Raw genomic sequence first — 24,086 nt, 5'->3', positions numbered from 1 at the left:
GGCTGCTCCGTTCATCTACTGGATAAAGTTCGCTAGCGCGATCCGCAGACGACCTTCGACGCTCTTTCGGTGGGACGTGCTGGCGGTGGTGAACTGCACATACTCCGCGTTCTCATTAGTCAATTTCATAGCGCGCCGCACCTGATCGACGCTCAGCTCGCTGTTCCAGCGGATCGCCAGGGTGAGCGCGGCAAGGATCGAGTCTGCGCGGGCGGCGTTGATAGTGCGCACCCGCCGCAACGCCGCGTCGCCTTCCGCAGCGATCAGCAGTCGACATGCATGTGAAAACTCCTCAGCCTCGGCCTTTTTCGAAGACGCCGGAATCACCTTGTTCTGGTCGAGATACTTCGTCATGAAGGCCGACATCGGCGGCTTGAACTCGACCGAATCGGGCGAGCCGGAATCGAGCATGGACTCGGCGACAGATTTCAGCGCCAAGTATCGAAGGATGAGTTCCTGATCTCGGCCGTCCCGGTGCGCCGGGGTTCCGAACAGCGTGCGCCAGTTCGGATCGGAATTCATTTTGCGGGCAAGCTGCGTGGCGTCACCACCAGCGAACAGCGCGACCCGGATCTGCTGCGGAGTCAGTTTCGTGCCGCCGCTGTTGATGCGCTCGAACAGGGCGTAGATGGCCATGGGTCCGTCCTCACCCTGAGGGACGGTGATGGTGGCCTGAATCATCGCGTTGTTGAGCTTGCGCTGGGCGGCACCGTCGAGAGTGTCGTACAGGTGACCCTTGAACTGTTCGCTGACGTGGTCCAACTCGAACGCCTTGCCGTCCGGCGTCAGGCCCTTATAGAAGGATGCGAGGGTCGTGAGCCGCTGCTGGCCATCCAGCACGACGTATCTACGGGACTCCAGCTCTACCAGGAAAATGCCCGGGACCGGGTAACCGAGCAGAACGGATTCGATGAAGCGGTCCATCTGCCGCTTCGTCCAAACGAAATTGCGCTGGAACCCCTCGTAACCATGGTCTTCGGATTCATCGACGCGAGGATCGAACCGCGGCACGATCAGTTCATGCCGGTCGAATCGACGCACCAGACCTTCGACATCGAAGTCGACGCCGAAGTATCGCAGAGCCTCATCGGCAGACGGGGGCTCGAGGACAATTTCCTCGTTCTGCTCAGGATCCTCGACAACGGTCTCCTCGTCGCCGAAATGGGCAGTCCCTGCGATGTTCACGGTTTCCTTCCGAGATCCCGCCGACGAATCTGCGCCGACGACCTATTTGCACCCCTACGCGAATCATGCTGGACGCGTGAGGGATAAGCCTACTTGGACGGCACGGATCAGTCAGCGATGTCGCTGATCAGATGCTGCGCCCAGAGATCAGCGACGCACGCGCCGCCGAGCCTGCCGGTCTTCGATGCCTCGGCCTCGGCATACTTGACGCCGTGACCGAATGGGTGCCGACACGGTATGTCTCGCCAGATGAGCTGATCGCCAACCAGACACCGAAGGGTGGGTTCACTCAAGCCGCGCTGGCAAGCTGGGGTGTGCCGTGGCCGCCGCCGAAGGGGTGGAAAAGGGCTGTGTCGGACCAGAATCGGTGGTCTGAGGATTTGACGACTTTTCTTGGATAGCCGACGGCTATGGTACGGTCGGCGCACAAGTCAGGCCCCGGTGGTGCTACGAACACCGCCGAGGCCCTGGGCGAGAATCTGGTATCAGCAGACTCACCGCCGTAGGCGGGAAGCCTACCGATGATTCTGGCGTCTCCGCCAACCTCCCCCTTGCCGCTGTGCGCCCGGGCGAGTTGTGCGGGTGATGCGCCTTGCTCGCGCAGTCGTCGCCCGTCAGAGGGGCCGCTGCAACCATTCCGATGACACAGAGTCGGCTGGTAAAGGCGGACTCGGACGGCTCCACCGTGGTTGGTGGCATGGATACCAGGGCTTCCCTGGGTGTTCCTGGCTCTGTGCAGAATCCCAGTCCCGGCCCTTGCCGAGTAATGCCCGGCGGGCGTGCATCACCAAACGACCGTAGCGACGACCGACCGGCGGACCTCGCGTCAAGGGTGCATCCGTACCTTGCGGTACCGGGGTGCCCCTGCCTCCCCCGCTCTCCCACTCCCAGCGGGAGTTTCGAGCACTCACCGAACAAGCCGATCTTGTAGCGCCGGAGTCGGCCGGGGGCAGTGTTCTTCGGTGACCGACGGCGCTCATGCAGAGGCAATGTTCACGTGCTTGCGGATCAGAGAAGCGAGTCTGGATGGCGGTTGGTTCAGCAGCAACGAACGGTTGACCCTTCCCCTGTCGAGCATCACGAGTAGCCGCGCGAGAGCTCGGGTCGTGTCCAGGCGGACGCCGATGAGTGGTGATCGGTCGAGAGCCCATAGAGACAACGAGGCCCGATGCGCATTGACAATTTCGAACAGCGACGCGATATCGACGAGGTCTTTGTCGGCACGCCGTGACTGCCACGCCAACGCCTTGAGGACCACAGCAGCCTCGACGTCTGGAACCAGGATCGTGAACTCGAGAGACTGGCCTGTGTCGAGCATGCGTACGACGACGTCGACTTGCAGAGGGGCGGCAAGTAACGCCAAGCCCAAGCCAGGTCCGGGATCGAATCCACGGCCGCCGATCGTGACCGTGCGCTGCGGCCCGAAGGAGGGAACAAGTGTCCGCCGATGACACGCCAATCCGACTCTCCCAGATCGACGGCTGCCGCTGCGACGTCGGCCAAGGCCCAGTATCCGAGATCTGAGGCGTTGCTGGTCGACGCGATGGAGATTCGGGCGGTTATCGGCGCCACCGGCTACCTCGCCCGATGCTTTTCGATCGCTGTTCGCACCACGTGAGCTGCCTCCGTCGAAGTCGGGTCGGTGCTGCTGTGCAGTAGATCCCACGTGATGATCGCCGGGTCGGCGACAACGTGGCCATCGACGGGGACCTCCCCGTGGACGTGAGATGCCACGGTTCGGATCGACCGATCGTCCGGGATGACGACTGTCATGGTCGCATCGCCAGGATCTGCGGGTGAAAATCCAGCCGCAGTGAAGTCGATGATCTCGTCAACGTACAGCCTGACCGAAGACGGCAACATCCAGGGCGCATAGCGATCGGCCGCCAAGTCTCCGGAAAGCACCGAGCCAACCGTCAACTCGCTCAACAATTCCCGGGCCGCACGGTATTGCTCTGCGGGCGCATCGAGACCGAACCAGTGCGTCTGTGTTCCGCGCGGGCCGGGGTACTCACGAAGCCACACGTCCAGCAACTCCGGGGTGCCGATCCAACCATCGGTCGGCGTGTGGGTGATGTGTTCATTCGCCCGCATCGCCGTCGAGACGGCCTGCTGACTCGCCCCGACCACGGCGGCGATTTCGTGCTGGGTCATCGGTTGTTCCCAGATCGCCAGAACGCGCTCGACGGCAAGTCGCTGCCAGGCAACACGGTGGTGCTGGTCGGACCGTCGCGGTGGCGACTCATCCAACAGCACTGCCCCGTTGATGATGACCATCGGTGGATCTGCCAGCACGAGGTCGAACTCGCCGGCCTCAGCGGCGACAATGACTGGCGCAGCTGCCTCATTGGCTGCGAACAACGCCGCCACTGAAGCGGGAAACTTGCGGTGTTGCTCACGCAGGCGTCGAAGCACGGCGGGAGTCAGGCGTGCGCGGGTCTGAAACTTCAGCGCGGTGGGTCTACTGGTGCCGTCCGGCGCAGTAAGGAGAAGGTCCGGTTCGCCACTCGCAACCCTGACTCCTGCGCGCTGCAGCAATCGCAGCAGGTCACGCCGTATATCCGGCTCCACGCCTGCCTCCTAGTACATTTAGGAAGAAAAATCAAACAACCGACTTCAATCCATCATACATTTGCTTGTGCAATAGCCTTTGCATCTGCGGCAGCCGCGCACCGCGCCGTACGGGAGTATCCCAACACTCTCCACTCCCAGCAGGTGTGCCGTCACGCGTCACTCAAAGTGGTACGTCGGTTCACATGTACCTGTGCTGCGGTTTTCGTTGTCATGCACAGTGATTCGGCGAAGTTCTGGCGCGTGGCAGCGGAAGGGGGGACCCTCGGAGTAGAGGATCGCGTTACCCAGGAGCCGCATGACTGTCAGAAGTGACCGTGAAGGTGGCTTGCCGGAGACTTTGCCTGCGTTGGAGCAGTTGCCGGCTGATGAGGCTCGGGATCTGTTCGAGTTGATGAGGGCCGCGAGTACGTTCGAGGCGGCCGCGTTGGACAAGTCCATCGATTCGATGGTCTCTGCGTTGCCTCGGCCGTTGCGCCGGGTGACGAAGAAGATCATGTTCGGCGGCAGATGACGGACCTGACTACTCGGGCGCAGTTGATTCTGCTGGCTCGCACGTTGCATGTTCATCCGCAGCGGTTGGATCACCTGCGGTATCTGGGGGCCGATCGGCTGCATGCGCTGAATCAGCAGATTTCGGGGGTGTTGTTCGATCAGCACACGGAGACGTTTCGGCGGATCAGTGCGCTGGTGCCGTTCATTCCGCTGACGATCTCGATTCCGTTGGTGCAGAAGCTGGTTCCGCCGATGATGACCGGTCGGGCGGCGGGGTCGGTGGGGCTGGATCATCCGGGCAAGGCGGCGGAGACGTTGACGATGCTCGATGCGGGGTATGCGGCCGATTGTGCGCCCTATCTGGATCCGCGGGCCATCGAGCAGCTGGCCGATCAGATGGCGCCGGGGCCGATCGTCGAGATCGTCAACGAGTTGCTGCGGCGGCGCGATTATGTGACGGCTGGTCCGTTCTTGGCATGTGCCACAACGGAAGTGATCGCCGCGGTCGAGGCGGGGGTGCGCGATGACGCCGGGCTGATCTTCTCGGCGGCGTTCTCCTATGACGTCGAGGTACTCAGCGCGGTGGTTCGTCAGCTGCTCGATGGGCCGCACCGGCGGGTTCCGCGGATGACACAGACGGTGCTGACGGGTTCCGCTGACCTGCAACACGCTGCGCTGTCGGTGTTTTCGCGGTGCGCGCCCGATGTGATCCGGCGGGTGGGCGACATTCTGTTCGGGAGTGCGCAGCCCCGTGATGTCGCGCGGCTGGTGCGCACCGCGCTCACCCTCGGCGCGGTGCCCGAATTCCTCACGCTGGCTGGGTATCTCACGCCATTGGGGCTGTGGACGTTGGTCGGCAATCCGATGTTCGGTGATCCGGATGTGGCGGTCGATCTGGTCGCGCCGATGGATGGGCGCGAGGATGCGCAGAGTTGGCGTGGGCTGTTCACGTTGATGTCGCGGATGGACGACAACGTCAGGAGCGCGGTGGGGTACGCGCTCGCGTTGCTCTCGGAGTCGACTGTGGCGGAGTTGCCCGCGCTGGCGACCGAAACTGGTTGCTGGCCTGCGCTACTCGATCTGGTCGCGGTTTCCGGGGAGCGGGGGCAGTCTCGGTTCGGGGCGATCTGGGCGCAGTTGGGGCCGGAGCGGCGGGCCTATCTGCACCGGAGCATCACCGAGCTTCGGTATGACACCAGGTTGGCCGAGATCACGGCGCTGGTCGAGCCGGTGGAGGTGGATCTGCTGTTCTATCAGCGGAGGCAGAAGGGGCGCTACCGCAACGGTTGACGCGACACCGCTGTCCACGGTGATCCAGCTCCCTACGTTGCACGAGTGAAGCGGGTCCCCCATTCCTGGACCAGAGCGATGAGTTCTGGTGGGCCGAGGATAGTGAAGTCCGCCATTGATCTGCCCAGCACCAGGATCGGCCAGTCGAGGCTGTCGACGGTCATTTCTATGTGGGTGCGGTTGGCGGGGAGGGCGGTAGTGGTGCACCAGCGGCCTATTCGGGCGTGGACGTCGGGGGCGGGGGCTGCTATTTCGGCGGTCACGGTGTAGCCGGAGCGGCGGGCGCCGATGGCGTCTCGGACGAAAGTGGCGGCGTCGGGGGCTGGGAGGGTGCGGGGGCGGAAGCGGGTGCCGGTGGTCGCGGAGGCGGTGAGGCGGTCTACGCGGAAGGTGCGCCAGTCGTGGCGGGTGAGGTCGTAGGCGACGAGGTACCAGCGGCGGCCCTGGGAGACGAGGCGGTGGGGTTCTACTTCCCGGATGCTGGTTCGGTCGTCCGCGGCGGTGTAGGTGAAGGTGAGGCGTTCTTCGCGGCGGCAGGTGAGGGCCAGGTCGGTGAGGACGGCCGGGTCTACGTCGGAGACGGGGACGGCGGTCCAGGCGGTGGATTCGGTCATGGCGCGGAGGGCGTCGACGCGGCGGCGTAGGCGGGTGGGCAGGACCGTGACCAATTTGCCGAGTGCGCGGATGGACGGTTCGGCCAAGCCGTCGCCCGCGCCCTGGGATCCTGCTTGCAGGCAGACGGTGATGGCTACGGCTTCGTCGTCGTCGAGGACCAGGGGCGGCAGGGCGGCGCCCGCGGCCAGCTGGTAGCCGCCGTCGACGCCGGGCCTGGCGTCGACGGGGTAGCCGAGTTCGCGCAGCCGGTCGATGTCGCGACGCAGGGTGCGCGCCGAAACACTCAGTCGCTCAGCGAGTTCCGTGCCGGGCCAGTAGCGGTGGGTCTGCAACAGCGACAGCAGGCGGAGGGTGCGTGCGCTCGTATCGGCCATGGTTCGATTATCTCGCAATTGCGGACAGAATCTGACCGCAATGTGCCCTACCTTGGGTTTTACACACCGACAAGCGAAGGGATCAGCACATGACCGCCGACACCGAGATCGATACCGAGCGCACCGACATCCTCGAGATGCTCGCCAAGCACCGGCACTTCCTGCGCTTCACCGTCCGCGATCTCACCGACGAGCAGGCGGGTCTGCGCACGACCGCCAGCGAGCTGTGCTTGGGCGGGCTGATCAAACATGTGGCCGCGGTGGAGGCGAGTTGGGCGAGCTTCATCGTCGACGGGCCCGCGGAAGCCCCCGACTTCGACTCGATGACCGAGGAACAGCTCGCACAGTGGGGCGACGCCTTCCGGATGCTGCCCGGCGAAACGCTCGCGGGCGTCCTGGCCGAATACGAGCAGGTGGCCGCGCGGACCGACGAACTCGTGCGCACCCTCCCCGATCTGAACGTGAGTCAGCCCCTGCCGGAGGCGCCGTGGTTCGAGCCCGGCGGACGCTGGACCGCGCGCCGCGCGCTGATGCACATCATGACCGAGACCGCCCAGCACTCCGGGCACGCCGACATCATTCGGGAATCGCTGGATGGAGCGAAGTCGATGGGGTGATCTCGGCGAAGAGGGACTCGGCTGCCGCGCGGTGTTCGGTGGCGGCAGCGGGGTCCGTGGCGTCGAGGACGTCGGCGATGCCCTGGTGGGCTGTCGCCTCTTCGAACCGGTGGCCCAGTCTCGGCGCGAGGGTGAGGGTTTGGCGGTAGAGGTCTATGGCATCGTCGGACAGCCCTGCGAGGCGGCAGGTTTCGGCGTAGCTGTTGAGGAAGTGGATCTTCCAGTGGTCTTCGAAGACGGCGTCCAGGAGGGCGAAGGCTTCTCGGTGGCTGGCGAGGGCTTCTTCGTAGCGGCCCATGTCGCGCAAGGCGACACCCCGGCAGTTCAGGCACCAGGCTTCGTTGTGCTTGTGGCCGTCCTCGCGGGCGAGGGTGAGGGCGCGGTCCAGGTGGTCGAGGGCTTCTTCGGGTTCGTCGGCCGCGATCGCCACACCGAGGGTGATCTGGGCCTGTAGCGACGGGTTGCCGGTGGGGATGGCGAGGGCTTCGCGGGCCAGCTGGGCGGCCTGTTCGCGGTGGCCGAGCTGGAGCATGGCCCAGGCTTCGCCGGCGATGGCGTCGGCGGCGCTGGTCGGGCAACCGCCGGCGGTGTAGAGGTCGCGGGCTTGGCGGAACAGTTCCAGTGGTTCTTCGATACTGCCTTCGTCCCACCGTAATTGGGCGCAGCGCATCGTCAGTTCGGCTCGGGGTAGCGGGTCGCCCGCTGCGGCGACCAGAGGTGCGGCGGCGGCGTAGGCGGCGGCCGCTTCGGTCATGCGGCCCGCGTTGTAGCGGGCGAAGCCGAGGTCGCTGTGGGCTTCGGCGAGCTGGCGTGGGTCACCGAGATTCTGTGCGGCGGTGAGGGATTGCTCGAAGAGTGCGTTGAGATGTGTTGTGCCACACCGGCGGGCGAAGAAGGCGCGCATGAAGCGCGGTAGTTCGCAGACGTGGGTGTCGGCGCCTGCTTCGACGGCGGCGTAGAACACGGCCATCAGGTTGGTGTACTCGGAGACGAACCAGAAGAACGCGGGGTCGCGGCCGGGGAAGTGCGGCAGTTCCGCGGGCGGTGCGCCGGCGGAGACGGGGCGGGTCGGCGACAGGAACGGCATGGCGGTGTCGGCGGCGGCCGCGGTGTGGACGTAGTAGTCGAGGATGCGATGCAGGGCGCGTTCGCGGTCGGCGGGGGTGTCTTGTTCGAAGGTGGCGTGGCGGGCGTGCTGGCGCACCAGGTCGTGGAGGCGGTAGCGGCCGTCGGCGGGTTGCTGGACGAGGTGCGCGTCGAGGAGGTCTTCGAGCATGGTGCGGGCGCTGCGCAGCGAGACGTCGGCCACCGCGGCGGCGACGTAGTCGGTGAAGGTGGAGCCGGGGATCAGGCCGAGCAGACGGAACAGGCGGCGCTGATCTCGATTGAGCTGACGGACCGACATGCCGAAGGCGGTGTCGAATTCGCTGGTGCCCTCGGCCATTCGCTCCACCAGGATGCCGACCGACCAGCCCGGTCGATGGCGCAGCCGAGCCGCCGCGAGGCGCAACGCCAAGGGCAGATTGCCGCACAGCCGGAGCACTTCGGCGGTCTGTTCGGGTTCTTTGGCGAGCCGGCCGACGCGCGCGTCGCCGCTGGCCCGCACCAGCAGTTCCGCGCTCTCCTCGGGGGTGAGGACGTCGAGGGTCACCGGCGGGACCTCATCGAGTTCGAGCAACCGGTTGCGGCTGGTGATGATGGCGACCGACTCGCCCGCACCCGGCAACAGCTGACTGACCTGCGCGGCATCGACGACATTGTCCAGCACGACAACAGCGCGCAACCGGGCCAGCTCCGAGCGCCAACAGGCCGCTCGCAGTTCGACTCCCCCGTCCTGCGGCACCCTCTCCGAGGGAACCTGCAACGCGGCCAGCAGCGCGCGAATGGCCGCATCGGGGTCGAGCGGCTGGCGTCCGTCGGTGAAGCCGTGGAGGTCGAGATACAGCTGGGCGTCGGGATATTCGGCGGTGAGCTGATGCGCGGCGTGCACGGCCAGGGAGGTTTTCCCGACGCCTGCCATGCCGTCGATGGCGACCACCCGATCGGAACGGACGGCGGCGATCACATCGGCCAGTGCCTGTTCGCGGCCGGTGAAGTCGGGCACGTCGCGGGGCAGGTCGTTGCGTGGCGGCGGTGGGGCGTCGGCCGGTGGGCTCGGCGGGGCGGGCTGACGGCTGGTCTTCGGCGGGGCGGGCAGCGGGTTGTTGGCGCGCTCCCAGAGGGGACGCAGCGGGCGCGGGTCGCGTTTGACCAGGCGGCACAGCTCGAGGACGGCCGGCCACGGCGGGACCGTCTGGCCGCTGAGGTAGCGCGAGAGCGACGACGAGCTCAGGCCGGTGTCGCGGGCCAGGGCTCGCACGCCGCGGCCGGAAAGCTCCTGGATCAGCCGCAGGCGCGAAGCGAGCTCGTCCTGCGGGTACGCCCGTGCCGTCTGCTGTTGCACAACCACCGTTTTCCACTCCCGTTGTCCCGGCCTGGACCAGAAATCTCACGACCGACAAGCCGGTGGTCAGGGCCGTTTTCAGCTGTCCCACAGTGTCCCACAGCCATTGGAGTTCCAGCGCCGCACGGGCTGTTATTGAGACACACCGCAAGCAGCGGAGAACGAACGAACAAGGAGAACGACATGCAGTCTCGGATGAAGAACCCCGCCATGGTCCTCACCGACGCGATGGGCCCGATCCAGCAGGTACTCAAGGCAGTGGAGACCGGCGGCGTGGACAGCGAGATCCTGGAGCTGGTGCACCTGCGGGTGAGCCAGATCAACGGTTGCGCCGCCTGCGTGCACGGTGGCACCACCACCGCACGCAAAGCGGGCGTCAGCGAAGACCGCCTCGCCACCGTGGTCGCCTGGCGCGAGACCCCGTTCTTCTCCGAGGAGGAGCGCGCCGCCCTCGAGCTCGCCGAGGCCGCCACCCGGATGGCCGACCGTCCCGACGCGGTCACCGACGAGATCTGGGACAGCGCCGCCAGCTACTTCGACGAGAAGCAGCTCGCCTCGATCGTGCTGATGATCGGCGTCACCAACATGTTCAACCGGCTCAACGCCACCACCCGTCAGATCGCCGGCGCCTGGGGCTGAGGCTCCACTCACTGAAAGGAACACTCCGATGTCCACAGATCAGCAGGCAAACAAGGGCCACGGCGGCTTCTCGCGGTGGATGCAGCACAAGATGAATGCTCGGATGAACCGCAAAGTCCGTAGCGGTAAAGGCACTTTCATGGGGATGGATGTGCTGATCCTCCACACGGTCGGCCGCCGCAGCGGCACGCCACGGCAGACACCGATCTCCTGGTTCGCCGACGGTGACGACAACGGCTGGCTGCTGGTGGCATCGGGTGGCAAGAACGGGCACCCGGACTGGCACCTCAACCTGATGGGACACCCCGAGCAGGCCACAGTCGAACTGCCCGGCGAGGAACCCCGCGCCGTGGCCCCGCGAGTCCTCGCCGGCGAGGAACGCGCAAGGGCATGGGACGCGATCACCGCCGCGCAGCCTCGGTACGGCAAGTACCAGGCCAAGAGCGATCACGAGTACGCGGTGGTGCGGCTCAGCCCGCGATGAGTGCCGACGGCGAGCCGCCCGGGTGGCTCGCCGACTCAGGCAGGCAGGAGTCTGCCGATCACCTCGGCCAGCTGGGCGACATTGCGGCATTCGTGCATGGTGACGATGTCGGTGTAGTCCTCGGCGGCCGAGTCACCGGTCGACCATGAGCGCGACGGCTCCGGGTTGAGCCAGTAGACCGCCTTCGCGCGCTCGGTGATCGCCTGCAGGGCAGCGAGATTCGGGTCGGTGCGGTTGGTGCGGGCGTCGCCGAGGATCAGGACGCAGGTGCGGGGGCCGACGGCGTCGAGGTAGTGGTCGACGAAACCCTGGAGCACCTCGCCGTAATTGCTGGATCCGAACCGGGCGACGCCGCCTTCGCGGACGATGTTCTGCGCGAAGCCCGGCGGTGGGGGCTCGCCGGGGGTGAAGTACTGGGTGATCTCGGCGCAGGTGTCGACGAAACCGAAGCTGCGGACCTTGCTGAACTGGTCCTGCAGGGCCTGCACCAATTGCAGGGTGAATTCGGCGAAACCACTGACCGAGCCCGAAACATCCGCCAGCACAACAAGGTCGGGGCGGCCGCGCTTGCGGGCACGCAGTACCGGATCGACGGGGACACCACCGGTGGCCATGGAACGACGCAAGGTGCGGCGCAAGTCGATCTGGCCGCGCACCGCCTTCTTGCGGCGCACCGCCAGCCGGGTGGCGAGCTTGCGGGCCAGCGGATGCACGAGGCGGCGCATCTCGGCGAGGTCCTGTTCGCGGGCGCCGAGGAAATCCGTTCGGTCCGCGGAGTTCTCGACGCCGCGGCGGGCGATGTAGTCGGTGCCGCGCAGTTCGGCTGAGCGCAGGCGCGCCTCGGTTTGCACGTCGGCGCGGAACTGGTCGACGCGGCGGCGGGCCTCGATGGTGCGCACCGCGGTGTCGAACTGTCCTGTGCCACCCATGGTTTGGGCGAGCTGCTCGGAGATCTCGTCCGGGCGTAGCGATTTCATGGTCAGGTACGACGACCAGCCCGCGCCGGAAGCCTGGGTGACCCGGCCAGCGCTCTCGCCCGCACCACCGTAGGCACCGAAGGTGTTGAGCGCTTCGCGTGCCAGTTCGGCGGTGTCTTCCCCTTGGACGAGGATGGCGATCAGGCGCTCACGCAGATCCTCGGGGTTCTCGCTCGGGCGTGCGGGAGGCAGCGAGACGCCGAGGAAGTACAGGTCGAAGAGCTGGTCGAAGACTCTGCGTTGGCCGTTGCGGCGGAGCAGGCAGGCGGCCAGGCCGGAGCGGAGAACGCGGGGGTCGGTGGTGCCGAGTGCCACGATCGCGGCTGCCGCGTCGATGGTTTCGCTGGGGCCCGCGTGAATATTGTGCTCGCGCAACAGGGTGACGAAATCGACGAGCCGATCGCTCGTCGGGGCGAAGCGGTCAGGGGGCGGGCTCATGGCTTCACACTGCCGTCCGGCTGGTCGTCGAGACCGAGCCGGTCGATGGCCACACGATGGTCGGACTGGTATTTCAGCAGGACCCCGAGCGTCGAGCGGACCACACCGCCGGTCAGCGTCCGGGTTCCCAGCGCGACCAAAGTTCTTGCCCAGTCGACGGTTTCGGCGATCGACGGTGCCTTGCGCAACGACAACTGACGCAACGCGCTCACCGTCGCCACCACCGGCTCGGCCAGCGCCGCATCGAGCTCAGGGACTTTGAGCGCGACGATCGCCTTCTCCAATTCCGCTGTCGGATAGTCGATATGCAGATACAGACAGCGACGCTTCAGCGCTTCGGACAGGTCGCGGTGGGCGTTGGAGGTGAGGATGACGAAGGGCTTGCGGACCGCGGTGACGGTACCGAGCTCGGGGATGCTCACCTGGAAGTCGCCGAGGACTTCCAGCAGCAGGCCCTCGAGTTCCACGTCGGCCTTGTCGAGCTCGTCGATGAGCAGGACCGTGGGGTCGGGGTTGCGGATCGCCGCCAGCAGCGGGCGGGCGAGCAGGAATTCGTCGGTGAAGACGTGGTCGCGGGTGCTGTCCCAGTCCTCGCCGGAGGTGGCGGTGATGCGGAGCAGCTGCTTGGCGTGGTTCCACTCGTACAGGGCACGGGCTTCGTCGACGCCCTCGTAGCACTGCAGGCGGATGAGCTCGGCACTCACCGCGGCGGCGACCGCCTTGGCGAGCTCGGTCTTGCCGACACCGGCGGGACCCTCGATCAGCAGCGGTTTGCCGAGGCGGTCGGCGAGGAAGACCGCGGTCGCGATATCGAGGGACGGTAGGTAGCCGGCGGCTGTCAGCCGGTCGGTCACCTGGTCCACCGAGGAAAAGAAGTTACTCATCGGTAACCAGTATATCGAGTCTCACCCGCGCCCGGCGATCGCGGCGGCGACTCCGTCGAGAACGAGGTCGAGGCCGAAGGTGAAATCGCCGTCCGCCGATTCCTCGTCCGGGGGGACGTCGGCGAAAGCCCGGTAGGCGAAGAGGGCGGCGATCTCCGGGTATTGCGACAGGTCGAGGGTCGACACCTCGCGCTGGTACGCGTCGAGAGATTGCGCCTCGCTGCGCTGTTCGGTGCCGCGCCGCTCGGCCATGTGCCGATCGGTGACGAAGGACTGCCGGACATAGCCGCCGACCACGGTGATCGCGCCGATCTTGGCGCCCCAGTCCAGGCCGGTGTCGCGCAGGGCGGCGAGGCCGGCGTTCATCCAGGCGAGGGCGTTCAGGCCGCGCGGCGGGCCGGTGATGGGGATCTGGGTCAGCCAGGGATGGCGCGCGAACACGGCTCGCTGACCGGTCGCCCACTCGCGCAGGGCGGGGCGCCAGGCGGGACCGATGATCGGGGGCGGGCCGAAGGCGGTGTCGGCCATCAGGTCGGTGAGGCCGTCTTTCGAGCCGATGTGGCGGTAGAGCGACATCGGTGTGACATCCAGTGCGGCAGCCACTTTCGTCAGCGACGCGGCGCGTAGACCGTCGCGGTCGGCCAGCGTGATGGCTGTCGCCACGATGCGTTCCGCGTCGAGTTCGGCTGGACGGCCGACGCGCGGCCGAGCCGGATCGGGCTGCTTGCTGGTCACCGTCTCCTCGTTCGTTCGGGGTTCCCTCAACTTAACATAGGGGTTATAGTTTAATCCTTATACTAATTGCGATCGGGCGGGAAGGCACGAAGGAGAAGGGCGAATGACCATGGACATCAACAAGATTCAGCGAATCACCGGAGCGGCCGCCTTCGCGGGTGCAGGATGCACGCTGATCGAACTACCGCTGTACTTCGTCTACGCGGGGGCGCCGCCGGACGCCAATGTGCTCACCCGATGCCTGCTCGGGCTGGTCGGGATCACCCTGTTCATCGTGTTCATGAGCGGGCTCGCCTATGTGGTGAGACAGCGTGACCCGGAACGCGAATGGTTCGGGTCGCTGGCCGCCAGGGCCGGAACAGCATGGCTCACGGTCGTCACGGTCTCGACCGGGCTCGAGGTCGGTGCCGTGATCGCCGCACCCGAGCCGATCGATCCCACGATCACCGTCACCGGCACCTACATCCTGTACGGGACCGTCTCGCGACTGCTGGAAGGGCTGTTCCTGGTGGCTTTCGCGATCGCGGCCGCACGGCTGCTGCCCCGCTGGTGCATCGTGTCCAGCTGGGCTCTGGCGGCGGTGAACTTCGCGTTCGTGCCGTCGTTGTTCTTCGGCAACACTCCGGCCGAGTTCTACGCCGCCAACGGGTGGGGCACCACCGCGACCGTCGGCGGGCTCACCATGCTGTGGTTGTTCGCGATCGGGATCGCGCTGTATCGGTCGGCCCCGGCCGATCAGTACGCGTTGTCGGCCACTTCCACCTGACCGTCCTCGATCGCGGCCAGCAGCAATCGGTAGTCGGCCATGGTCTGATCCGAATACGACATCGCGAAATCGCGCATTCCCTTGTCGAACTTGTCGCTGCCGCCGATATAGGTGTTGATGGCGATCGGGTCGCCCGAGCGGCAGTGGGCGCGGGCCAGCACACCACCGCACAGCCCGCCGTAGTTGGAGAGCTGGTGGTGGGTCATGTTCTCGATGTCGGCCGAGCCCTTCATGTCGCGGAACTGACGCCAGTAGTAGTCCACGCCCTTCGGACCGGTGGCCCAGCCGAGGAAGATGTCACTGGCCGCCTGCATCAGCCGCTGACCTGCGACGACGCGATGTCCCTGCTGCTGGTATCTGCTCGGCTTCTGATACGGCGCCAGCACCGAGGTATCGGCCTCCTTCATCTGCAGGAACAGCGGAGCGCCGGACTCCTTGTCCATCATCAGCGCGATGAAGCACCGGGTGCCCACGCTGCCGACCCCGACGACCTTCACGGCGGTGTCGACCAGGGTGTAGCGATTGAGCAGTACGCGCATCTGATCGGGCAGGCTGCGCCGGTACTCGGCGAGCACGGATTTGACGGTCGTCTCGTCGGGCAGGGTGATGGGCACCAGCAGCGGTGGCTGATTCTTGATCCGCGGAATGCCGTCGGCATCGGGTTCGGTGAGCTTTTCCAGTGCCTGCAGGCTGGTGCGCTTCCTGGCCGAGGCGACCGTCTTCTCTGCCTTCTTGCGGAACTTCTTCTTCGGGATCTGCGCGATGACCTGCTCGGCGTCCACTCGGTCGTACCAGATGTCGAGGCTGTTCTGCTGCGTCATCTCCTCGATGCCCTCGCGATAGCCGCGGGCGGTCGCCTCTGCCGCCGATGCCGCGTCCTCATCGGAACAGCCATTGCCGAGCGCGGCGACCGCGACACTGGCGACCAGGCGCTTGACGTCCCACTCGAACGGGCCGGGCAGTGTCTCGTCGAAATCGTTGACGTCGAAGACGAGATTGCGTTCCGGCGTAGCGAAAAGCCCGAAATTCGCCAGGTGCGCGTCGCCGCACAGTTGCGCGATGAGCCCGGTGCCGGGGCTACTGCCCAGGTCATAGGCCATCACCGCCGCGGCACCACGCAGGAAGGCGAACGGCGACTCCGCCATGCGCGCCATCCTGATCGGCACCAGACTCTGCACCCGCTTCGCGTTCTGTTTCAGCAGAATCGCCACCGGGTCCTCCCGACCCGGCTCCGCCTTCCACTCCCCCAGCGCGGATCGTGAAACCCGCTGCCGCGCCGCTTTACCGACCTCAGCCGCCTGCCGATCGAAATCCTCAACCGTCGTCATCGAGCAAGTCTGGCGCTACCGGACCACCACGGCAAGGACCAGCGGAGAACCATGTGGTGACAGGGCGCGTCACCGATCAGCAAACACGAATGGCTCATTCAGAAGTCTCCCGCTATCGACCGCCGACAGCAGGGGTGAGGCTACCTACCGGGCCGCCTGAGCCACTCGTCGATTCGGCGGACGAGCTCCTGCCACCAGGTCCGATGCGGGTCCGGTGGCGGAGTCGGCTGTGGCTCGGGAGTCGGTTCGGGGTCGGGTACCGGGACCAGCACCTTCCGGCGAATCCCGGTACAGGTGAATTGGGTCGCCCGATAGGGGTTCCCGTTCTCCGCCCACTCGGACACGATGAGGGTGAACTTGCCGTCCTCGAGCCTGCTGTAGGGGTGGATGTAGCCGCCGTACAGGCGCGGGACCGTGTCGACACCGCGCGGCATCCCGGTCATCGGCCGGTGTGTGTGGGTCGTGATCCAGTTGGTGTTGTCGATGCGGTCGCCGACCTTGACGAAGATCGAGTAGTCCCCCTCGTCGAATCCGGAGATCACGGCCCTGTTCTCGACATAGCGCAGGCAGATCTCGCCGAATCGCCAACCGGGCAGGATCGGCGTGGGCTCACGGTTCCAGCCCCAGTTGTCGCCGTCCCAGCCCCAGCCCTGCCAGGCGTGTGGATCGGCCAGGCCTTCGACCGTCGCGCGCCACAGCAGCATGTCCTTGTTCCTGGCCAGGCCGCCGGTGGAGATGATGTGCACCCAGTCGCTGTGCGGGTCCTTCGCCCAGGAGATCATGACCCGCTTGCCCCCGAAGGCGCCGCACCAGAACTTCGAACCGCTGCGCTCCCAGGTGATGCCGCTGTCGTCGGATGTCCATACCTCGCACCACTTCTCGTTGCCGAGGCCCTGGGTGTACATCACCCACAGGTAGATCCGGCCGTCGATGGTCATCGCGTCGCACGGCAGGACGGTGGAGTATTCGGCGTTGTCGTGCTGGTAGTCCCACAGCTGGCGACCGTCGGTGCTCGGCGAGGTGGCCATGACGATCGGCTCGGCGGGGTCGCGCTGCGACGTGCGAGTGATGATGGGGGAACGCCAGTTTCCGATATTGCCCATCGGTGGGCCATACGGGCCGTCCCCGGAGAACGAGTCGCCCCAGATGAAGCCGACGTCGCCGTTGGGCAGCTCGAACGGAATCGCGAGATCGCCGCCACCGAGGTCAGCAGAGGGCACAGGGTTCAGATCCGTGACGCGGATGACACACACCCCCCGGTCGGCTCGAGCCAAAATCGTTGGGCTGGTGTCGCTTCCGTCACCGTTTCAGGCTACCCGGAGAATGACACAGGGCCCGGTCGCGTGATGCGAACGGGCCCTGCGGGGGAAACTGCGGAGATTACGCGGTTTCGGTGATCGGGCGGTCGACCCAGCTCATCAGGCCGCGCAGCTTGGCGCCGGTGACCTCGATGGGGTGCTCGGCGTTCTCCTTGCGCAGGCCCTCGAGCTCCTTGTTGCCGCCTTCGACGTTGGCGACGAGGCGCTTGACGAAGGTGCCGTCCTGGATGTCGGTCAGGATCGCCTTCATGCGCTCCTTGGTGCCCGCGTCGATGACGCGGGGGCCCGACAGGTAGCCACCGAACTCGGCGGTGTCGGAGACCGAGTAGTTCATGCGGGCGATGCCGCCTTCGTACATCAGGTCGACGATCAGCTTGAGCTCGTGCAGGACCTCGAAGTAGGCCATCTCGGGGGCGTAGCCCGCCTCGACCATGACCTCGAAACCGATCTTGACCAGTTCCTCGGTGCCACCGCAGAGCACGGCCTGCTCACCGAAGAGGTCGGTCTCGGTCTCTTCCTTGAAGGTGGTCTTGATGACGCCCGCGCGGGTGCCGCCGATGCCCTTGGCGTAGGACAGCGCCAGCGCCTGGCCCTCGCCGGTCGGGTCCTGATCGACAGCGATCAGGGCGGGAACGCCCTTGCCGTCGACGAACTGACGACGCACCAGGTGGCCGGGGCCCTTCGGGGCGACCATGGCGACGGTGACGCCGGCCGGAGCCTTCACCAGACCGAAGTGGATGTTGAGGCCGTGGCCGAAGAACAGCGCGTCGCCGTCCTTCAGGTTGGGCTCGATGTCGTTGGTGAAGATCGACGCCTGCGCGGTGTCGGGGGCGAGCACCATGATCACGTCGGCCCACGCGGAGACCTCGGCGGGGGTGCCGACGGTCAGACCGGCCTCTTCGGCCTTCGGGCGAGACTTCGAACCCTCGGCCAGGCCGACGCGGACGTCGACGCCGGAGTCGCGCAGGCTCAGCGAGTGCGCGTGGCCCTGGCTGCCGTAACCGATCACGGCGACCTTGCGGCCCTGGATGATCGACAGGTCAGCGTCGTCGTCGTAGAACATCTCGACTGCCACTTTGGTTGGTCCCTTCTCGAATGCGGTTAGGAAAAGTTATCGCGGAGGTTGCTGAGGGAGGTTCAGCGGGTCGCGGTGATCGACTTGGGGCCGCGGCCGACGGCCACGACACCGGACTGCACGATCTCGCGGATGCCATAGGGCTCGACCATGCGCAGCAGTGCGTCGAGCTTGGAACGGGTACCGGTCGCTTCGATGGTCAGCGCGTCGGGCGAGACGTCGATCACCTTGGCGCGGAACAACTGCACGGCCTCGATCACCTGCGTGCGCACCGACGCGTCGGCCCGCACCTTCACCAGGATCAGCTCGCGGGCCACCGACGCGTCGGCGTCCTGCTCCACGATCTTGATGACGTTGATCAGCTTGTTGAGCTGCTTGGTGACCTGCTCGAGGGGCAGATCGTCGACGGTCACGACGATCGTCATGCGCGAGATCTCGGGGATCTCGGTGCCACCGACGGCGAGGGATTCGATATTGAAGCCACGGCGCGAGAACAGGCTCGCGACTCGGGCCAGCACGCCGGGCTTGTCCTCGACGAGAACGCTCAGCGTATGGGTCGTGCTCATGCTTCAGTACCCTTCTGGGGTGCGTCCTGCTCGATGAATGCGGCCTGCTCGCGTTCCATCGCCTCGTGGATGATCGCCGGTTCGGAAACCGACTCGTCCTCGTCGAAGAGCGGACGGATGCCGCGGGCGAACATGATCTCGTCGTTGCTGGTGCCGGAGGCGACCATCGGCCACACCTGGGCGTCCTTGCCGACGATGAAGTCGATCACGACCGGGCGATCGGTGATCGCCTGGGCCTGCCGGATCGCGTCCTCGACCTCGGACTCCTTCTCCACCCGGATGCCGACGCAACCCAGCGCCTCGGCCAGCTTCACGAAGTCGGGGATGCGCAGGGTGTGCGTGCCGAGATCGGTGTTGGAGTAGCGCTGTTCGTAGAACAGGGTCTGCCACTGGCGGACCATGCCCAGGTTGCCGTTGTTGATCAGGGCAACCTTGATCGGCACGCCCTCGATCGCGCAGGTGGCCAGTTCCTGATTGGTCATCTGGAAGCAGCCGTCACCGTCGACCGCCCAGACTTCCTTCTCCGGCGCGCCCATCTTGGCGCCCATGGCCGCGGGAACCGCGTAACCCATGGTGCCGAGGCCGCCCGAGTTGAGCCAGGTGCGCGGGTTCTCGTACTTGATGAACTGCGCGGCCCACATCTGGTGCTGGCCGACGCCCGCGCAGTAGACGGCCTCTGGGCCTGCGAGGCGGCCGAGGGTCTCGATGACGTACTCCGGCGAGACCGAGCCGTCGCTGGGGGTCTTCCAGCCCAGCGGGTAGTTCTCGCGGATGCCGCTGAGGTAGGCCCACCATTCGGTGAGGTTCAGCAACGGCGCCGCACCGAACTGCGGGTCGGCCTTGAGGGTCTCGATCAGCTCGACGATCACCTCACGCGCGTCGCCGACGATCGGGACGTCGGCGTGGCGGTTCTTGCCGATCTCGGCCGGGTCGATGTCGGCGTGGATGACCTTCGCGTCGGGCGCGAAGGAGTCCAGCTGACCGGTGACGCGGTCGTCGAACCGGGCGCCGAGGGTGATCAGCAGGTCCGAGCGCTGCAGCGCGGCGACAGCGCCGACGGTGCCGTGCATGCCGGGCATGCCCATGTTCAGCGTGTGGCTGTCGGGGAACGCGCCACGCGCCATCAGGGTGGTGACGACCGGGATGCCGGTGAGTTCGGCCAGCTCGAGCAGTTCGGCCGAGGCGTCGGACTTGATCACGCCGCCACCGACGTAGAGCACCGGCTGCTTGGACTCCATGATCATCCTGGCGGCCTCGCGCACCTGCTTGCCGTGCGGCTTGGTGACCGGACGGTAGCCGGGCAGACGCATCTCCGGCGGCCACGAGAACGTGGTCTGGGCCTGCAGGGCGTCCTTGGTGATGTCGACCAGGACCGCGCCGGGGCGACCCGAGGCGGCGAGGTAGAACGCCTCGGCCAGAGTGCGCGGGATCTCGGCGGCGTCCTTGACCAGGAAGTTGTGCTTGGTGATCGGCATGGTGATGCCGGAGATGTCGGCTTCCTGGAACGCGTCGGTACCGACCAGGCTCGACGGCACCTGACCGGTGATCGCCACGATCGGGACCGAGTCCATCTGCGCATCCGCCAGCGGGGTCACCAGGTTGGTGGCGCCGGGACCGGATGTGGCCATACACACACCGACCTTGCCCGAGGCCTGCGCGTAACCGGTCGCCGCGTGACCGGCGCCCTGCTCGTGGCGCACCAGGACGTGGCGGACCTTCTTGGAATCGAACAGCGGGTCGTAGACAGGAAGGACCGCGCCGCCGGGAATGCCGAATACCGTGTCGACGTCGAGCTCTTCGAGGGACCGAACCACCGACTGGGCGCCGGTCACGCGCTCGGGCGCGACCTGGCGGCGGGTGGGGTTGGTCGCCGGGCTACCGGGGGTAGCTGAAGGCGCTGACCTGCGGGCCGATGGCCCGGGTCGTGCGGTTGGTGCACTCACCGTCTTCGTTCCTCACTGTCTCGTTCTGACTCGGACTGACCCGACAGGGCCGCTGGCATTCGCCCGAACACAAAAAAGCCCCCGCCCAGCGCATGGCTGTTCGAGGGTGGCGCGTCGCAAACGCGAGCTGACGTATTGACTAGGTGTCAGGCTCAGCGCTGGACGCGCCGGCCGATTACGAGCTCGTTTCGAATCACACGTACGACGTTAGGCGCGCGTACTGCGTCGAGTCAAACAGGCTTTCCGCTCCGGTCCCATTCTGTGGGACTCGAGTGGTTGCGTGGGTCCGTGTACCAAGATGCGAGGATAGGAGGGTGTCATCACCGCATCAGTCCGTGCCACCGGCTAAATCGTCCCACACCACCGACGAGGGAACCGATACGGGTCGCCCGTCGCGACCCGGCGGCCTGCGGTCGGCCGGTCCGGGGCGGCTCGCGGCGATCGCAGCGGTGGTACTGGCGTACCTGATCGTTGTCGTCGTCGGCACCGTGCAGGACTGGTCGCTGGGGGTGCGGGTCGGGTTGATCGTGCCCGTCGCGGTGATCGTCTGGCTGCTGGTGCCGCGCAAGGCGAACACACCGACCCCGGGTGTGCACGTGATCGGCGTTCCCCGGCTGGCCTATATCGGCGTGCTGGTGCTGGCGTTCTGCGTGTTCTTCCCGTTCGTCGGGTGGCCCCTCCTGCTGTGGCCGCTGCTGCTGGCCCCGGTGGTCGCTGTGTGGTGGGTGATCCGCACGCACACGACCGTGTCCGAGGGCGGGCTCGAGCTGAGTTCGATGTTCGGGAAGAAGCATCTCGATTGGGCGCAGGTCAAGGGCATCAGTATTCCCAAGCGGGGATACGTGCGGGCTCGGCTCGACGATGATTCCGAGGTGCGGTTGCCCGCGGTCGGTTATGACCGGTTGCGCGAGCTGATCGAGGCATCCGGGGGTCGTCTGCCCGATGTGTTCGCTTCGGCGGAAGCCGCCGAGGCGGAGCGGATCGCGGCCGAGCGGGCAGCGGCGAAGACGGAAGCGGAGTCCGAAGCCGGTGCGCCGTCCGAGGCGAAGGCCGAGCCGGAAGCCGAGCCCAAGTCCGAGCAGTGACCGTCGGCACTGTGGGAATCAGCACACGGCGTCGGCCGTTGTAGCGGTAAGCTGACGGCGACCGGGCAACCCCGCGCCGACGGCACCACCGCGGCGACACCTCACGGAGCGACACTCCCGCCTCGAGCCCCGGTTCCATCACTCCCGCACGTCACCACCGGCGCGACGCGACCATCGCCCGCCGGAGTAACGTGACGGGCTGCCGGACGCATCGCGTACTCGCACGTGCCACGCAGGTCAGCCCCCTGCTCGCACGCTTGCCACGCACCCAGCGACACACGAGGATTTCAATGCCACCGCTTCGTTCACGCACCACCACCATCGGCCGCAATGCCGCGGGCGCGCGCTCGCTCTGGCGCGCGACCGGCATGACCGATTCCGACTTCGGCAAGCCGATCATCGCGATCGCGAACTCGTATACGCAGTTCGTTCCGGGTCACGTGCACCTCAAGAACATGGGCGACATCGTCGCCGAAGCCGTCCGCGCCGCCGGTGGGGTGCCGCGCGAGTTCCACACCATCGCCGTCGACGACGGTATCGCCATGGGCCACGGCGGCATGCTCTACTCGCTGCCCTCGCGCGAGATCATCGCCGACTCCGTGGAGTACATGGCCAACGCCCACACCGCCGACGCGCTGGTGTGTATCTCCAACTGCGACAAGATCACTCCCGGCATGCTCAATGCCGCGATGCGCCTCAATATCCCGGCCGTGTTCGTCTCCGGCGGGCCGATGGAAGCGGGCAAGGCCGTGATCGCCGACGGTGTCGCGCACGCGCCGCTCGATCTGGTCAGCGCGATCTCCGCGAGCGCGAGCCAGGAGGTGTCCGACGAAGGCCTCGACGAGGTCGAGCGGTCCGCCTGCCCGACCTGTGGTTCGTGTTCGGGCATGTTCACCGCGAACTCGATGAACTGCCTGACCGAGGCGCTCGGCCTCGCGCTGCCGGGCAACGGTTCCACCCTCGCCACCCACTCCGCGCGTCGTGCGCTGTTCGAGCGGGCGGGCACGGTGATCGTCGATATCGCCAAGCGCTGGTACTCCGACGACGACGCCTCGGTGCTGCCGCGAAACGTGGCCAACGCCAAGGCTTTCCGCAACGCGATGGCACTCGACGTCGCCATGGGCGGCTCGACCAACACCGTGCTGCACACCCTCGCCGCCGCGCTGGAAGGCGAGATCGACTTCGATCTGCAGAGCATCGACGAGATCAGCCGCCGGGTGCCGTGCCTGTCGAAGGTGTCGCCGAACTCGGATTACCACATGGAAGACGTGCACCGCGCCGGTGGCATCCCCGCCATCCTCGGCGAGCTGCGTCGTGGTGGCCTGCTCGAAACTGATGTGACCACTGTGCATACCGCCTCGTTCGAGGAATACCTCGATACCTGGGATGTGCGCTCGGGCAAGGCTTCCGACGAAGCGCTGGAGCTGTTCCACGCAGCCCCCGGTGGGGTGCGCACGGTCGAACCGTTCTCCACCAGCAACCGCTGGTCCTCGCTGGACACCGACGCCGCCGGTGGCTGCATCCGCGATATGGAGCACGCCTACACCGTCGAAGGCGGGCTGTGCGTGCTGCGCGGCAATATCGCTCCCGACGGCGCGATCCTCAAGACCGCCGGCATCGACGAGGACCTGTTCACCTTCGAAGGCCCGGCCGTGGTGGTCGAGTCGCAGGAGGAAGCGGTGTCGATGATCCTTGGCAAGAAGATCCAGCCCGGCGATGTGGTCGTCGTCCGCTACGAAGGCCCCGCGGGCGGTCCGGGCATGCAGGAGATGCTGCACCCGACCTCGTTCCTCAAGGGCCTCGGCCTCGGCAAGGTGTGCGCGCTGATCACCGACGGCCGCTTCTCCGGTGGCACCTCGGGTCTGTCGATCGGCCACGTCTCCCCCGAAGCCGCGTCCGGCGGTGTCATCGGCTTGGTCGAGAACGGTGACCGCATCCGCATCGATGTGCACACCCGCGCGCTGGAAGTCCTTGTCTCCGACGAGGTCCTCGCCGAGCGCCGCGCGAAGATGGAAGCCTCGGAACGCCCCTGGCAGCCGCTGAACCGCGAACGCACGGTCACCACCGCCCTGCGCGCCTACGCGGCGCTCGCCACCTCAGCCGACAAGGGCGCGGTCCGGCGCGTGCTGTAACCGCCTCTCCGCGTATTTTGGCCAGACTCAGGTGCGGCGGCGCGGCGGGGTGTGGGAGGCCGGCGCGGGGGGCGGGGGGGGGGGCCGGGGGGCCCCCCGGGGACCCAGTAGTTGTCTATACGAGG

Annotated in this window: 21 protein-coding genes; 7 read left to right on the top strand and 14 right to left on the bottom strand. The window is 66.6% G+C overall.

What is annotated here, in order from left to right:
* Positions 1-15 precede the first annotated feature (15 nt).
* From ACFWPX_RS12540 to ACFWPX_RS12525, 4 genes are all read right to left on the bottom strand, one after another.
* Positions 16-1,185: a DUF262 domain-containing protein gene (locus ACFWPX_RS12540; protein ID WP_378927523.1), complete on the bottom strand. Its 1,170-nt coding sequence runs from the start codon at positions 1,183-1,185 to the stop codon at positions 16-18.
* A 976-nt stretch (positions 1,186-2,161) separates the two neighbouring features.
* The gene (locus tag ACFWPX_RS12535) at positions 2,162-2,503 is read right to left on the bottom strand and encodes a hypothetical protein (protein WP_378927522.1); all 342 of its coding nucleotides are present in this window, start codon (positions 2,501-2,503) and stop codon (positions 2,162-2,164) included.
* Positions 2,504-2,760: 257 nt separating this feature from the next.
* The gene (locus ACFWPX_RS12530; RefSeq protein WP_378927521.1) at positions 2,761-3,756 is read right to left on the bottom strand and encodes a type IV toxin-antitoxin system AbiEi family antitoxin; all 996 of its coding nucleotides are present in this window, start codon (positions 3,754-3,756) and stop codon (positions 2,761-2,763) included.
* A 159-nt stretch (positions 3,757-3,915) separates the two neighbouring features.
* Positions 3,916-4,416 carry a hypothetical protein gene (locus ACFWPX_RS12525; protein WP_378927520.1) on the bottom strand — a complete coding sequence of 167 codons (501 nt, stop codon included), beginning with the start codon at positions 4,414-4,416 and terminating at the stop codon, positions 3,916-3,918.
* Here ACFWPX_RS12525 and ACFWPX_RS12520 point away from each other — a divergent pair.
* Positions 4,399-5,541, top strand: coding sequence for a hypothetical protein (locus ACFWPX_RS12520; RefSeq protein ID WP_378927519.1), 1,143 nt, complete (start codon positions 4,399-4,401; stop codon positions 5,539-5,541). The two genes, ACFWPX_RS12525 and ACFWPX_RS12520, sit on opposite strands and share 18 nt — an antisense overlap.
* A gap of 32 nt (positions 5,542-5,573) precedes the next feature.
* Here ACFWPX_RS12520 and ACFWPX_RS12515 read toward each other — a convergent pair whose 3' ends face one another.
* Positions 5,574-6,530, bottom strand: a complete 957-nt coding sequence (locus tag ACFWPX_RS12515) for a helix-turn-helix transcriptional regulator (protein WP_378927518.1) — start codon at positions 6,528-6,530, stop codon at positions 5,574-5,576.
* Between the two features lie 89 nt (positions 6,531-6,619).
* Between ACFWPX_RS12515 and ACFWPX_RS12510 the strand changes: the two genes are divergently transcribed.
* A complete protein-coding gene (locus ACFWPX_RS12510) occupies positions 6,620-7,147 on the top strand; it encodes a DinB family protein (RefSeq protein WP_378927517.1) in 528 nt (175 codons plus the stop codon).
* Here ACFWPX_RS12510 and ACFWPX_RS12505 read toward each other — a convergent pair.
* Positions 7,107-9,596 carry a tetratricopeptide repeat protein gene (locus ACFWPX_RS12505; RefSeq protein WP_378927516.1) on the bottom strand — a complete coding sequence of 830 codons (2,490 nt, stop codon included), beginning with the start codon at positions 9,594-9,596 and terminating at the stop codon, positions 7,107-7,109. The genes ACFWPX_RS12510 and ACFWPX_RS12505 overlap by 41 nt on opposite strands.
* Before the next feature lie 177 nt (positions 9,597-9,773).
* Here ACFWPX_RS12505 and ACFWPX_RS12500 point away from each other — a divergent pair, with 177 nt between their 5' ends.
* Positions 9,774-10,229, top strand: a complete 456-nt coding sequence (locus tag ACFWPX_RS12500; protein ID WP_378912507.1) for a carboxymuconolactone decarboxylase family protein — start codon at positions 9,774-9,776, stop codon at positions 10,227-10,229.
* A gap of 28 nt (positions 10,230-10,257) precedes the next feature.
* The gene (locus ACFWPX_RS12495) at positions 10,258-10,713 is read left to right on the top strand and encodes a nitroreductase family deazaflavin-dependent oxidoreductase (RefSeq protein ID WP_378927515.1); all 456 of its coding nucleotides are present in this window, start codon (positions 10,258-10,260) and stop codon (positions 10,711-10,713) included.
* A 35-nt stretch (positions 10,714-10,748) separates the two neighbouring features.
* On the opposite strand, the gene ACFWPX_RS12490 is transcribed toward ACFWPX_RS12495, so the two are convergent.
* Genes ACFWPX_RS12490 through ACFWPX_RS12480 form a run of 3 tightly spaced genes read right to left on the bottom strand, consistent with a single transcriptional unit; the run spans position 10,749 to position 13,747 of the window.
* Positions 10,749-12,128 (bottom strand): VWA domain-containing protein, encoded by a 1,380-nt coding sequence (locus ACFWPX_RS12490; RefSeq protein ID WP_378927514.1) that lies wholly within the window; start codon positions 12,126-12,128, stop codon positions 10,749-10,751.
* Positions 12,125-13,012: an AAA family ATPase gene (locus ACFWPX_RS12485; protein WP_378912510.1), complete on the bottom strand. Its 888-nt coding sequence runs from the start codon at positions 13,010-13,012 to the stop codon at positions 12,125-12,127. Before ACFWPX_RS12485 ends, ACFWPX_RS12490 begins: the two co-directional genes overlap by 4 nt.
* A gap of 21 nt (positions 13,013-13,033) precedes the next feature.
* A complete protein-coding gene (locus ACFWPX_RS12480; protein ID WP_378927513.1) occupies positions 13,034-13,747 on the bottom strand; it encodes a TetR/AcrR family transcriptional regulator C-terminal domain-containing protein in 714 nt (237 codons plus the stop codon).
* Positions 13,748-13,850: 103 nt separating this feature from the next.
* On the opposite strand from ACFWPX_RS12480, the gene ACFWPX_RS12475 reads away from it, so the two are divergent.
* Entirely contained in the window at positions 13,851-14,513 is a 663-nt protein-coding gene (locus ACFWPX_RS12475; protein ID WP_378927512.1) for a hypothetical protein, read from the top strand.
* Here ACFWPX_RS12475 and ACFWPX_RS12470 read toward each other — a convergent pair.
* The 5 genes from ACFWPX_RS12470 to ACFWPX_RS12450 form a co-directional block, all read right to left on the bottom strand.
* On the bottom strand, positions 14,483-15,841 hold the full coding sequence (locus ACFWPX_RS12470) for a DUF2252 domain-containing protein (RefSeq protein WP_378927511.1): 1,359 nt from the start codon (positions 15,839-15,841) through the stop codon (positions 14,483-14,485). The genes ACFWPX_RS12475 and ACFWPX_RS12470 overlap by 31 nt on opposite strands.
* Before the next feature lie 140 nt (positions 15,842-15,981).
* Positions 15,982-17,061 (bottom strand): DUF4185 domain-containing protein, encoded by a 1,080-nt coding sequence (locus ACFWPX_RS12465; protein ID WP_378927510.1) that lies wholly within the window; start codon positions 17,059-17,061, stop codon positions 15,982-15,984.
* 160 nt (positions 17,062-17,221) lie between these two features.
* Positions 17,222-18,223 carry a ketol-acid reductoisomerase gene (gene ilvC, locus ACFWPX_RS12460; protein ID WP_174551969.1) on the bottom strand — a complete coding sequence of 334 codons (1,002 nt, stop codon included), beginning with the start codon at positions 18,221-18,223 and terminating at the stop codon, positions 17,222-17,224.
* A gap of 74 nt (positions 18,224-18,297) precedes the next feature.
* Entirely contained in the window at positions 18,298-18,801 is a 504-nt protein-coding gene (gene ilvN / locus ACFWPX_RS12455) for an acetolactate synthase small subunit (protein WP_019048314.1), read from the bottom strand.
* The gene (locus ACFWPX_RS12450; protein WP_378912515.1) at positions 18,798-20,744 is read right to left on the bottom strand and encodes an acetolactate synthase large subunit; all 1,947 of its coding nucleotides are present in this window, start codon (positions 20,742-20,744) and stop codon (positions 18,798-18,800) included. The genes ilvN and ACFWPX_RS12450 overlap by 4 nt, the downstream gene beginning before the upstream one ends.
* Before the next feature lie 314 nt (positions 20,745-21,058).
* Between ACFWPX_RS12450 and ACFWPX_RS12445 the strand changes: the two genes are divergently transcribed.
* Together ACFWPX_RS12445 and ilvD are read left to right on the top strand one after the other, a co-directional pair.
* The gene (locus ACFWPX_RS12445) at positions 21,059-21,829 is read left to right on the top strand and encodes a PH domain-containing protein (RefSeq protein ID WP_378927509.1); all 771 of its coding nucleotides are present in this window, start codon (positions 21,059-21,061) and stop codon (positions 21,827-21,829) included.
* Positions 21,830-22,119: 290 nt separating this feature from the next.
* A complete protein-coding gene (gene ilvD, locus ACFWPX_RS12440) occupies positions 22,120-23,961 on the top strand; it encodes a dihydroxy-acid dehydratase (protein WP_378927508.1) in 1,842 nt (613 codons plus the stop codon).
* Positions 23,962-24,086: the final 125 nt, after the last annotated feature.

This window comes from Nocardia sp. NPDC058518 (assembly GCF_042719655.1).
GTDB lineage: Bacteria > Actinomycetota > Actinomycetes > Mycobacteriales > Mycobacteriaceae > Nocardia.
The sequence above is the reverse complement of the archived record's forward strand: the minus strand, read 5'-3'. Positions and strand labels throughout refer to the sequence as shown.

Bases quoted from the DNA above. Each gene is read 5' to 3' on its own strand.
- ACFWPX_RS12495 (WP_378927515.1), top strand. From the start codon at position 10,258: ATGTCCACAGATCAGCAGGCAAACAAGGGCCACGGCGGCTTCTCGCGG.
- ACFWPX_RS12515 (WP_378927518.1), bottom strand. From the start codon at position 6,530: ATGGCCGATACGAGCGCACGCACCCTCCGCCTGCTGTCGCTGTTGCAG.
- ACFWPX_RS12535 (WP_378927522.1), bottom strand. From the start codon at position 2,503: ATGCTCGACACAGGCCAGTCTCTCGAGTTCACGATCCTGGTTCCAGAC.
- ilvN (WP_019048314.1), bottom strand. From the start codon at position 18,801: ATGAGCACGACCCATACGCTGAGCGTTCTCGTCGAGGACAAGCCCGGC.
- ACFWPX_RS12470 (WP_378927511.1), bottom strand. From the start codon at position 15,841: ATGACGACGGTTGAGGATTTCGATCGGCAGGCGGCTGAGGTCGGTAAA.
- ACFWPX_RS12490 (WP_378927514.1), bottom strand. From the start codon at position 12,128: ATGAGCCCGCCCCCTGACCGCTTCGCCCCGACGAGCGATCGGCTCGTC.
- ilvC (WP_174551969.1), bottom strand. From the start codon at position 18,223: ATGTTCTACGACGACGACGCTGACCTGTCGATCATCCAGGGCCGCAAG.
- ilvD (WP_378927508.1), top strand. From the start codon at position 22,120: ATGCCACCGCTTCGTTCACGCACCACCACCATCGGCCGCAATGCCGCG.
- ACFWPX_RS12485 (WP_378912510.1), bottom strand. From the start codon at position 13,012: ATGAGTAACTTCTTTTCCTCGGTGGACCAGGTGACCGACCGGCTGACA.
- ACFWPX_RS12510 (WP_378927517.1), top strand. From the start codon at position 6,620: ATGACCGCCGACACCGAGATCGATACCGAGCGCACCGACATCCTCGAG.
- ACFWPX_RS12500 (WP_378912507.1), top strand. From the start codon at position 9,774: ATGCAGTCTCGGATGAAGAACCCCGCCATGGTCCTCACCGACGCGATG.
- ACFWPX_RS12475 (WP_378927512.1), top strand. From the start codon at position 13,851: ATGACCATGGACATCAACAAGATTCAGCGAATCACCGGAGCGGCCGCC.